Source organism: Peptostreptococcus sp. MV1 (assembly GCF_000758885.1).
In the GTDB taxonomy this organism is placed as follows: domain Bacteria; phylum Bacillota; class Clostridia; order Peptostreptococcales; family Peptostreptococcaceae; genus Peptostreptococcus.
In genome coordinates this window covers 1-10,564 of sequence record NZ_JRNB01000063.1, presented here as the reverse complement: position 1 = coordinate 10,564, position 10,564 = coordinate 1, and the positions used below count along the sequence as shown (strand labels likewise).

The following is a 10,564-nucleotide window of genomic DNA, read 5'->3' as shown; positions in this document are numbered from 1 at the left end:
CAATTTTATCTAACAGGGAAGTCTCAGTATTTTTTTGTAAAAAGTCTTGTATTGTTGTATTTATTGTATTATAATAAATAATACAAATTAAGTATTACACCTAGCAATACATACAGGGGGTATAAACTTAATATTTATCAGAATAGGCAGATGGAAGAAGAGAATTTTATAAAGTGAATTTTGAATCATATGTAGTATTTTTAAATTGTAGAGGAGGGGTTTATATGATTATTTCTTTGGATACATCTTCTAGTGTTCCAATTTATGTGCAGTTGAGAAATCAGATTGTACTGGGTATTAGTAGGGGCGACTTGAAGTTGGGTGAAAGCCTACCTACTGTCAGACAGATGGCCAAGGATGCGGGTATCAATACAATGACAGTCAACAAGACTTACCAAATATTAAAGGCTGAGGGTTTTATAGAGATTGACCGTAGAAGTGGTGCCTTTGTATCTGCTAGTCAGCATATGGATAGGGACTTTAAGGAGAAATTGGAGTCGGAATTGGAGCTATTGACAGCCGAAGCCTGTGTCAAGGGGATGGACAAGGAAGATTTTATAAAGATGTGTGAGAGGGCCTTTGCAGGACTTAAGGTGTGTGAGGAGGTATAGCTATGAATATATTGCTATTTGTTATTATAGGTATTTCCAATTTGATAATGTGCCTTGTCTTTTGGTTTACCTTGAAGAAAATTTTGGATTACAAAAATGGCATGGTTTTGGGTATGCACGTGGATAAGGACAAGATGGAAGACCCAGACATATTGCGACTGATTGAAAAGTACGGTAAGAAACTAGGGATTTTGAAGTTGATCCTGCTTGTGGGTTCAATTTTGACCCTGGCAGTAATCTGGCTTAATGTGGATATTTTTATAGTGGTATATATGGTCTGGTTAATATTGGTCATAGGCTATTATCAGTATATATCAGTATTTTGTATGAGGGATATGTATAGTCTCAAGGAGGACAGGGGCTGGATAAACAAGGAGTCCAACTTAATAAAGATTGATACTAGGGTATCCAGTATGGATGATAAGATGAAACTGAGCCCTCTTGTACATTTGCCGTTTTTGTTTGTTTATGGCTACTTGATAATAGACGGTATAATAGAAGGGCCAGTTTTGAAAAGTATTTTTAGGGGAGTTGACCAGTCTGCATATATGGACTTAAAGTTTATGCTAATTATTATTTTTGCTATAAGTGTATTTATTTCTCTGTCCTATCTACTTGTACATATAATTTACGGCGATAGGAAAAATCAAGTCTACTGTGAAGATAGTCCAATCAATTATATGGCAAATAGGGTGGATAAGTTGTATTGGTCTAGGGCAAGTCTGCTGGCAGACCTCCTTGTATTTATAACCAGTATGTATATCCTGTATAGGTTGATAGGAAATGCCTGGTTGTATGATGTTGATATGGCTATATATGTTGTTGGTTTATTCCTATCTAGCATGACTTGTATTTTCGTGGCCAAGATAGCCAATACTAAGAGGGATGATATCCTTAGCTATGCTAAAAATATTGAGTACATGGATGATGACTACTATTGGAGAAAGGGTTGGTATTCAAACCCTAATGACAAAAGAATATTTGTGCCAAGCAGGCTAAATTCTATGAACCAAGAATTTAATATGGCTAAAAAATCAGCCAAGATAATAAATTTACTACTGGCTATATTGATCTTGGGTACCTTTTTTATATGTTTCTTGCAGCCTAATAAGGATGTAGAGATTACAAGCAAGGGTGATAGGATAAAGGTATCGTCAGGTTTCTACAAGACTGAGTTCAAGAGGTCTGATGTTCTTGGTTTAGACTTGGTGGATGATATGGAGGATGATTCATATATTAGGACAAATGGTATCAGCATGGGAGAGATAAAAATAGGTAGGTTTAGAGGTAAAAGGATAGGAGGACTAGACCTATATGTCAACAGTCCAAATAGGCCCCTTGTAAGGATAAAGTTAAAACACAGGTTGGTATATATTAGTGGTGATAAAGACTTGAAGGCAGAGGATGTATATAAGTTGGTTAAAGGAAAATAAACTTGCCTATATTATCTGAAAAATCTTTTTTTTAGTCTATTTATGTGCTAAACTAGAGTTGTGAACTTATATTTAAATCTTGAAATACTATTAGGAGAGATTGATATGTCTAATTTTAAAAAAGTTATAAATCTACTATACTGCTTGGTACTTGTATGTATAGTAGTGGTCTTGTATTCAATGGCCTTTAATCTTGAATTTATGGAGAGTTTTATAGTTAGCCTTAGGAGTGATTCTAACTACACTATGGTCTTGAATATGTTTGTAATACTGGTATTATTAGTGACTGGACTAAGGGTCATATATCTACTGTTCAAAAAATCTGATGACAGCTACTTGCTTTTATTCGAGGATGAGGGTAGTATTATGATTTCTGATAGGTCTATAGAGAGGACTGTTAGGCAGGCAGCTAGCAAAATTCAAGAGATTGGTCAGTTGGATTTAAAGACTAGTATAAAAAATAAAAAGGATGGCGAGTCAGATATAAAGGTCTATATAAAGTGTGGACTGGACTATGAAAAGTGTATGCAAGATTACTCTAGTATCGATAATGACCAGGCTATTGGTATGACTGAATTGACCAATATGATTCAGGAGGAACTCCACAAGGCAGTGGAGAACTTTATAGGTCAGAGGGTCAATGAAATAAATATAAAATTCTATGATATAGAAAAAAAGGACAAGTTTGACAAGTCTTACAAGAAATCTCAACAGGAATCTGAGTATGGGGACAAAGTTAAAAGGGTTAAGTAAGGAGGTGCCGAAATGATAGATGAAAATTACCATATAGAAGATATAGATGATATTTTTGATAATCAGGATGATTTTGTCAAGGAGGTATCTGCTGAATCTCAACCTGTCAGGGCTAGGGTAGTGTTTGAGGATAGTTCTGATAAAGAAAGTAAGAAAGAAGAGGTCCAGCCTAATATTGGACAAGATTATGACCAAGTATACAATGTCCAGGAGGAGTCAATAAATCATGGCGGGGAAAAGAGAAAGCCCCTGATTAACAATACGAAGAAAAATACTCTATGGGAAAAATTAGAGGCTATGCTACTAGCAGCCTACAGGAAGAAGCCAAATACACTTATAGCTACCATAGTTGGAATTATAATAGCAATCTTATTTTTATGGATTGGTTTCTTGAAGACAGCTGTAATATGCATAGTAGTATTTATAGCCAATATAATTGGACAAATATTTGACCAAAATCCAGTCGTTGTTGGTCTAGTTGAGACAATAGTTAGAAAGTTTAAGTAAGGTATTTTATATATTTGTGAGGTGTAGATATGGATTACAAGGATAATAATACAGACAACCAGCATACTAGCAAGCTAGTATTTGATGAGCAGGTAATCGCCAAAATAGTTGCTATGGCTATTAAGGGACAGGATGGTATCACTACAGTCAAGAGCAACGGAGCTTTTTCAGGTATAGTAGGCAGGGGCAATGAAAGCAGTGGTATAAATGTTGAAGTTGGTGAGACTGAAGTTGCAGTTGACCTAAGGTTGTGGTTGGAGTTTGGCAAGAATGCCAGGGAAATTTACACGAGAATTAAAGAGGTAATAGAGGCCCAGGTCATGAGCATGACTGGTTTGAAGGTTGTCGAGGTCAATGCAAAAATTGAAGATGTATTAAGCCCAGATGAATTTAGGGACAGGCTTAACGGGTAATAAGAAGATAGGGCAGTTGTACAAATGTATGGCTGCTTTTTAAATAGGTTAAGCCAAGGAAAGAGGGATAGAAATGAAGATAAAAGAAGTTGAAAATGGAATTATACTAGAAGGGGTCGAGGACTTTGAACCAGCCCATGTGTTTGATTGTGGCCAGTGCTTTAGGTGGATTAGGCAGGATGATGGGTCATATACAGGTGTTGCTATGGGCAGGGTTATCAATGTGAGCAAGCTAGGTGATGATATACATATAGATAATACTAGCTTAGAGGACTTTGAAAATATCTGGTATGAATACTTTGACCTAGGAAGAGACTACAAAGCCCTAAAAAAAGACCTAGCCAAGCATGATGAAAATTTGAAAAAGGCTGTAGATTTTGGGCAGGGTATCAGGATACTACAGCAGGATGGCTGGGAGATGCTGATTTCCTTTATAATATCATCGAACAATAGGATACCAATGATACAGAGGGCCATCAACAACATATCTGAAAGTTATGGTCGCAAGATAGGGACTTATAGGGGGCAGGACTACTATGCCTTCCCGACACCAGAGGACCTAGCCCAGGCCAGCATAGAGGACTTGAGAGAATGTAAGACTGGTTTTAGGGACAAGTATATCTACCATACAACTAGGGCAGTGTTAGATGAAAAGATTGACCTAAAGGCCTTTGTAGGCATGGAACCAGAGCTATGCCACAAGGAATTATTGAAGTTCAAGGGGGTTGGAGCAAAGGTTGCCGATTGTATAGCCCTATTTGGTATGAGAAAGTACAATTCCTTCCCTGTGGATGTATGGGTCAAAAGAGTAATGCAGGAATTTTATGGGGCGGATGATATGAGTCTTCCAAAGATGAGGAAGTATGGTATGGACCTATTTGGAGAAGATGCTGGTTTTGCCCAGCAGTATTTGTTTTATTATGTGAGGGAGCTAGAAATAGGAAAGAAGTAGTATCCTATTTGAGAAGGATTTTTTTAGGTGAAAGTTGAAATTATAAGTATCTTGAAGGATTGGAAGTAGTAATCTTCTAGGAGTATTATTTGTAGAGGCAGGGGGATGTAATGGTATTAAAGGTTACGGTTTTAATAGTTCTGTTATCCTATATAATAGGGATAATAATTTCCATGAATATACTCTTGGAAAATAGGGACCCATCAAAGACCCTCTTGTGGATATTGATGTTCATGATTTTTCCGGGTGTGGGTATTGTATTATATGTATTCTCTGGGAGGAATATCAGAAAACACAAGTTGTTTAAGGCTAAGACCAAGTCTAGTAAGTTGAGCCATAGGCAACTATTAAACAGTATGGAAATCCTCAAGAATATAGTTAAGAACCAGCAGAAAATGCTGGAAGAGGGTAGTCTAATGGGGGACGATGCCAGCCCTATAAAAGAAAGGGTGGTCAGGCTACTCTTTAATATAGGTCAATTTCCCTATACTACCAATAATGAACTGGAAATATATAAGGATGGTCATGAGAAGTTTGCTAATTTAATTGAGGATATGAAGGCAGCCAAGGACCATATACATCTGGAGTACTTTATAGTCAAGGATAGTCAGATAGCGAGGGAAATTCAGGCTGTCTTGATTGAAAAGGCCAGGCAGGGTCTAGAGGTTAGACTTTTGTATGATGACTTTGCCTGCTGGAGGCTCAAGATCAATAGGTCTTTCTTGAGAGAATTAAAGGAGGCGGGTGTCAAGTGTGCAGCCTTCCTGCCTACCAAGTTTCCAATCTTTGGTGGTCAGCTCAACTACAGGAATCATAGAAAGATAGCTGTAGTCGACGGCAAGATTAGCTATACAGGAGGCCTGAATATAGGTGATGAATATATGGGCAAGTTCAAGAAGTTTGGCTATTGGAGGGATACTCATATCAGGATTAGGGGTATAGCTACCCATATGCTCCAGTTAATATTTATAGTGGACTGGTACCTTACTACAAATGAACTATTGAGTGATGACAAGTATATGCCTAAGATGAAGATAATAGGTGATACTGCCATTCAGGTGGTTGGTACAGGACCTGATAGCAAGTGGGAAGATATACATTATGCCTTTTTCTCGGCAATCAGCCAGGCCAAGAAGAGGGTCTACATAGAGACACCGTATTTTATACCGGATGAGAGCCTACTAAAGGCAATAAAGACAGCAGCCCTATCTGGTGTAGATGTAAGGATTATCTTTCCACAGAAGATTGACCACTATATAGTAAATATAGCATCATACTCATACTTTGAGGAGATAATGAAGGCAGGTGGCAAGGTCTATCTATACCAAAATGGATTTATACATTCCAAGGTATTTTTGGTGGATGATGAGCTGGCTTCCATAGGCTCATCCAATATGGATCTGAGGAGTTTTATGCTAAATTTTGAGGTCAATGCCTTTATCTATGATAAGGAATATGTAAATATGGTGGCAGACCAGTTTTATAGGGACCAGGAGGATTCAATCCAGCTTTTGGAGGAAAATTACAGGACCAGAAATGTATGGGTTAGACTAGCAGAATCAATATCTAGGCTCTTCTCCCCCCTACTATAATTTAAGCTTTTTTTAAGAATTTGGATATATACTATTAGCAGTCATAAAGAATGAGTGCTAAATAAATACGGAGGTGTTTAATTATGAAAATAAAACCATTAGGAGATAGGGTTGTTTTGAAGAAGGTAGAAGCCGAAGAAAAGACAGCCAGTGGAATAATTTTGACAGGTGCTGCCAAGGAAAAACCACAGTTTGCAGAAGTTATAGCTGTAGGCTCAGGTATAGTTGACGGCAAGGAAATAGAAATGGAAGTAGAAATAGGTGACAGGGTAATATACAATAAGTATGCTGGAACTGAAGTCAAGATAGAAAAGGAAGAATTCATAGTCCTAAAGATAGAAGATATAGTAGGTATATTGGTATAGGATAGTAATTAGGAAGGAGCTTTAAAATGGCAAAAGAAATAAAATTTGCAAAGGATGCGAGAGCATCTTTGGAAGCAGGTGTAAACAAGTTGGCAGATACTGTAAAGGTTACACTAGGACCAAAGGGTAGAAATGTAATATTAGACAAGAAATTTGGGGCACCACTAATCACAAATGATGGTGTAACAATAGCCAAGGAAATAGAACTAGAAGACAAGTTTGAAAACATGGGAGCCCAGCTAGTCAAGGAAGTTGCAACAAAGACTAACGACGTAGCCGGTGATGGTACAACTACAGCGACAGTCCTAGCCCAGGCAATAATCAGAGAAGGCCTAAAGAATGTAACAGCAGGCTCAAACCCTATCCTACTTAGGAAGGGGATAAAGAAGGCTGTAGACGTTGCAGTAGAGGAATTAAAGAACAATTCTAAGGAAATAAATACTGAGGAAGAAATTGCCCAGGTAGGAGCTATATCAGCAGGTGACGAAGAAGTAGGCAAGCTGATAGCAGAGGCAATGAAGACAGTAGGCAAGGATGGAGTAATAACTATTGAAGAGTCAAAGTCAATGGTTACAGAATTGGAATCAGTAGAAGGTATGCAGTTTGACAGGGGATTCGTATCTGCCTACATGGTAAATGACGTAGAAAAGATGGAAGCAGTCCTGGAAAATCCATATATCTTGATTACAGACAAGAAGATTTCAAATATACAAGAAATACTACCCCTACTAGAAGAGCTAGTTCAACATGGTGGCAAGCTACTGATAATAGCAGAAGACCTAGAGGGTGAAGCCCTATCTACACTAGTAGTCAACAAGCTAAGGGGAACATTTGATGTAGTAGCAGTCAAGGCACCAGCCTTTGGTGATAGGAGAAAGGCCATGCTAGAAGACCTAGCAATCCTAACAGGTGGTAGATTTATATCTACAGAGCTAGGCTTTGACCTAAAGGAAGTCCAGCTAGATATGTTGGGAAGGGCCCAGACAGTCAAGGTAAACAAGGAAACTACAACTATAGTTGGCGGAATAGGCTCAAAGGAAGATATAGCTCACAGGATAAACCAGATAAAGATGCAGATGGCAGACTCTACATCAGACTTTGATAGGGAAAAATTGGCAGAAAGATTGGCCAAGCTATCAGGTGGAGTAGCTGTAGTCAAGGTAGGAGCAGCTACAGAAGTAGAGATGAAGGAAAGAAAACTAAGGATAGAAGATGCCCTAAATGCGACAAAGGCAGCCGTTCAGGAAGGTATAGTAGCAGGTGGTGGTACAGCCTTTGTATCTGCCATACCAGCAGTAGATGCCCTAGTAGCATCACTGGATGGAGAAGAAAAGCTAGGCGCACAGATAATAAGAAGAGCCCTAGAAGAACCACTAAGACAGATAGCAATAAATGCAGGTCTAGAGGGATCTGTAATCATACAAAACGTGATAAATTCAGATTCTCAGATAGGATTTGATGCCTTGAATGAGGACTATGTAAACATGATAGAGGCAGGTATAGTTGACCCAACTAAGGTAAGTAGGAGTGCCCTACAGAATGCCTCATCAATAGCAAGTGTATTCTTGACTACAGAGGCTGCCATTGCAGACCTACCAGGTAGCGACGATATGCCAGGTATGCCAGGTGGAATGCCAGGAATGATGTAGTCTGCATAGGATAAGCAAGCAACATAAAAAAGAAGCAAGTGGAGGTTAGCATTCCAAATAGAGTTAGAGGAATGCTGCCTCCATTTTTATATATTTAAATATATAAATGATTGACAAAAATCAGGACAAAAGTATTGCAAATACTGAATATAAGGACAGATTCAATTATATTGATATATACCTAAAAAATATGGTATAATATTTGTTATAAGTAAAAACAAAACGAAAAAATATTTCAATAGGACTTAGATTGTTCGTATATTTATTTGATAAATCTAGTGTCAGAATAAGAAGGGAGAAAATATGAAACACGAGATAGTTCTTGTAATTGACTTTGGAGGTCAGTACAACCAGCTAATAGCTAGGAGAGTAAGAGAAAACAACGTATACTGTGAAATCCTACCATACACAACTAGCATAGAAAAGATAAAGGAAAAAAATCCTAAGGGTATAATCTTCACAGGAGGACCTAACAGTGCCTACCTAGAAGATTCACCAAAGATGTCAACTGAAATATTCGAAATAGGTGTACCAATCCTTGGTATATGCTATGGTGACCAGTTGATGGCCCACCTACTAGGTGGTAAGGTTGAAAAGGGAGACAACCAGACTAGAGAATATGGTAAGACAATCATAGAATACGGTCAGTCTCCAATATTCGAAGGAATATCAAGCAACCAGGTATGGATGAGCCATACAGACTATATATCAGCAGCTCCTCAGGGATTTGACGTAGTAGCAACTACAGCCAACTGTCCTGTAGCAGCTATGCACAATGTGGAAAGAAAGCTATACGGAGTACAGTTCCATCCAGAAGTAGAACACTCAATAGAAGGAGACAAGATACTTGCAAACTTCCTTTACAAGATTTGTCAGGTAAGTGGAGACTGGACTACTAGCTCATTTATAGACGACAAGGTAGCAGAAATAAAGGCAAAAGTTGGTGACAAGAAGGCCCTATGTGCTCTATCAGGTGGAGTAGACTCATCAGTAGCAGCAGCCTTGATGCATAGAGCAATAGGTGACAACCTAACTTGTGTATTCGTTGACCACGGTCTATTAAGAAAGAACGAAGGTGACGATGTGGAGAGGATCTTCAGACAGAAATTCGGTATGAACCTAATCAGGGTAAATGCAGAAGACAGATTCCTAGGCAAGCTGGCAGGAGTAAGAGAACCAGAAGCAAAGAGAAAGATAATAGGTGAAGAATTCATCAGGGTATTCGAGGCAGAATCACAGAAGCTAGGTAAGATGGACTTCTTGGTACAGGGTACAATCTATCCAGACGTAGTAGAATCAGGTAATGGAGAATCTGCAACAATCAAGTCTCACCACAATGTAGGTGGACTACCAGAAGATGTAGACTTCCAGGAAATAATAGAACCACTAAGAGAGTTATTCAAGGATGAAGTAAGAAAGATAGGTCTAGAGCTAGGTATAGAAGAAAACCTAATATTTAGACATCCATTCCCAGGACCAGGACTAGGTATTAGGGTAATCGGAGAAGTAACTAAGGAAAAATGCGATATCCTAAGAGAAGCCGACGCAGTATACATGGACGAGCTAAGAAATGCTGGCCTATACAAGGAAATATGGCAGGCCTTTGCTACACTACCAGATGTAATGACTGTAGGTGTAATGGGTGACGAAAGAACATATGCCCACCTAGTTGGACTGAGAGCTGTTGCATCAAGTGATGGTATGACATCTGACTGGTACAAGATTCCTTATGACGTTTTGGAGAGGATTTCTAATAGGATAATTAATGAGGTTGAAGGGGTTAACAGGGTTGTGTATGATATAACTAGTAAGCCTCCTGGAACAATTGAATGGGAATAGCCTAAGCACTAATTGAAACCATTGATATTACTGATTATTCTAAAGTTTCAAGTGGTTAGATGAAGTATTTTTGAAGTACTTTATTATAAGAAAAAAGTGGTAAGCCACTTCTAAGAGAAAATAATTAAGCCAACAGAGTGTAAATTCTGCTGGCTTTTTTGCATTGAAAATAATAGGTTGATTGTATAATCAATTTGTACAACTGAATAAAAAAATGATTCATTGTGAATCCTGTGTTAAAATATAAGTTACTACACAAATTCTACAGGAGGATCACAATGAATCAACTTAATTTTAACACAAAAAATAGAAACATTAAACACTTAAGTGAGTATGAAATAGGAGAAATTTATGCTATGATCAAATTAGGCTGCTCAATATCCTCTATTGCTAGACATTTGAACAGGTCAAGAACTACTATTTACAATGAACTTAAACGCGGTAGCGTAG

Annotated in this window: 11 protein-coding genes; all 11 read left to right on the top strand. The window is 38.1% G+C overall.

All coding sequences use genetic code 11. From position 1 onward, the window contains the following. The first annotated feature begins 224 nt into the window (after positions 1–224). Positions 225–611 carry a GntR family transcriptional regulator gene (locus tag HMPREF1639_RS04740; RefSeq protein WP_036763919.1) on the top strand — a complete coding sequence of 129 codons (387 nt, stop codon included), beginning with the start codon at positions 225–227 and terminating at the stop codon, positions 609–611. Between the two features lie 2 nt (positions 612–613). Next, positions 614–2,044 carry a hypothetical protein gene (locus HMPREF1639_RS04735; RefSeq protein ID WP_052045424.1) on the top strand — a complete coding sequence of 477 codons (1,431 nt, stop codon included), beginning with the start codon at positions 614–616 and terminating at the stop codon, positions 2,042–2,044. A gap of 105 nt (positions 2,045–2,149) precedes the next feature. Further along, positions 2,150–2,797, top strand: a complete 648-nt coding sequence (gene amaP / locus HMPREF1639_RS04730; RefSeq protein ID WP_036763914.1) for an alkaline shock response membrane anchor protein AmaP — start codon at positions 2,150–2,152, stop codon at positions 2,795–2,797. A gap of 12 nt (positions 2,798–2,809) precedes the next feature. Beyond that, positions 2,810–3,304, top strand: a complete 495-nt coding sequence (locus HMPREF1639_RS08950) for a DUF2273 domain-containing protein (protein WP_052045423.1) — start codon at positions 2,810–2,812, stop codon at positions 3,302–3,304. A gap of 29 nt (positions 3,305–3,333) precedes the next feature. After that, positions 3,334–3,717, top strand: coding sequence for an Asp23/Gls24 family envelope stress response protein (locus HMPREF1639_RS04720; protein WP_036763911.1), 384 nt, complete (start codon positions 3,334–3,336; stop codon positions 3,715–3,717). Positions 3,718–3,790: 73 nt separating this feature from the next. Beyond that, complete coding sequence (locus HMPREF1639_RS04715) at positions 3,791–4,669, top strand: DNA-3-methyladenine glycosylase family protein (RefSeq protein WP_036763908.1); 879 nt, start codon at positions 3,791–3,793, stop codon at positions 4,667–4,669. 110 nt (positions 4,670–4,779) lie between these two features. Continuing rightward, positions 4,780–6,261, top strand: a complete 1,482-nt coding sequence (gene cls / locus HMPREF1639_RS04710) for a cardiolipin synthase (protein ID WP_036763906.1) — start codon at positions 4,780–4,782, stop codon at positions 6,259–6,261. Positions 6,262–6,344: 83 nt separating this feature from the next. Further along, complete coding sequence (locus HMPREF1639_RS04705; protein ID WP_036763903.1) at positions 6,345–6,626, top strand: co-chaperone GroES; 282 nt, start codon at positions 6,345–6,347, stop codon at positions 6,624–6,626. Positions 6,627–6,652: 26 nt separating this feature from the next. Continuing rightward, positions 6,653–8,275, top strand: a complete 1,623-nt coding sequence (gene groL / locus HMPREF1639_RS04700) for a chaperonin GroEL (protein WP_036763901.1) — start codon at positions 6,653–6,655, stop codon at positions 8,273–8,275. Between the two features lie 303 nt (positions 8,276–8,578). Continuing rightward, positions 8,579–10,114, top strand: a complete 1,536-nt coding sequence (gene guaA, locus HMPREF1639_RS04695; RefSeq protein WP_036763898.1) for a glutamine-hydrolyzing GMP synthase — start codon at positions 8,579–8,581, stop codon at positions 10,112–10,114. A 278-nt stretch (positions 10,115–10,392) separates the two neighbouring features. Beyond that, positions 10,393–10,564, top strand: a 172-nt coding sequence (locus HMPREF1639_RS09635) for a helix-turn-helix domain-containing protein (protein WP_036763894.1), incomplete at its 3' end; no start/stop codon positions are given.

Bases quoted from the DNA above. Each gene is read 5' to 3' on its own strand.
- HMPREF1639_RS04740 (WP_036763919.1), top strand. From the start codon at position 225: ATGATTATTTCTTTGGATACATCTTCTAGTGTTCCAATTTATGTGCAG.
- HMPREF1639_RS04735 (WP_052045424.1), top strand. From the start codon at position 614: ATGAATATATTGCTATTTGTTATTATAGGTATTTCCAATTTGATAATG.
- amaP (WP_036763914.1), top strand. From the start codon at position 2,150: ATGTCTAATTTTAAAAAAGTTATAAATCTACTATACTGCTTGGTACTT.
- HMPREF1639_RS08950 (WP_052045423.1), top strand. From the start codon at position 2,810: ATGATAGATGAAAATTACCATATAGAAGATATAGATGATATTTTTGAT.
- HMPREF1639_RS04720 (WP_036763911.1), top strand. From the start codon at position 3,334: ATGGATTACAAGGATAATAATACAGACAACCAGCATACTAGCAAGCTA.
- HMPREF1639_RS04715 (WP_036763908.1), top strand. From the start codon at position 3,791: ATGAAGATAAAAGAAGTTGAAAATGGAATTATACTAGAAGGGGTCGAG.
- cls (WP_036763906.1), top strand. From the start codon at position 4,780: ATGGTATTAAAGGTTACGGTTTTAATAGTTCTGTTATCCTATATAATA.
- HMPREF1639_RS04705 (WP_036763903.1), top strand. From the start codon at position 6,345: ATGAAAATAAAACCATTAGGAGATAGGGTTGTTTTGAAGAAGGTAGAA.
- groL (WP_036763901.1), top strand. From the start codon at position 6,653: ATGGCAAAAGAAATAAAATTTGCAAAGGATGCGAGAGCATCTTTGGAA.
- guaA (WP_036763898.1), top strand. From the start codon at position 8,579: ATGAAACACGAGATAGTTCTTGTAATTGACTTTGGAGGTCAGTACAAC.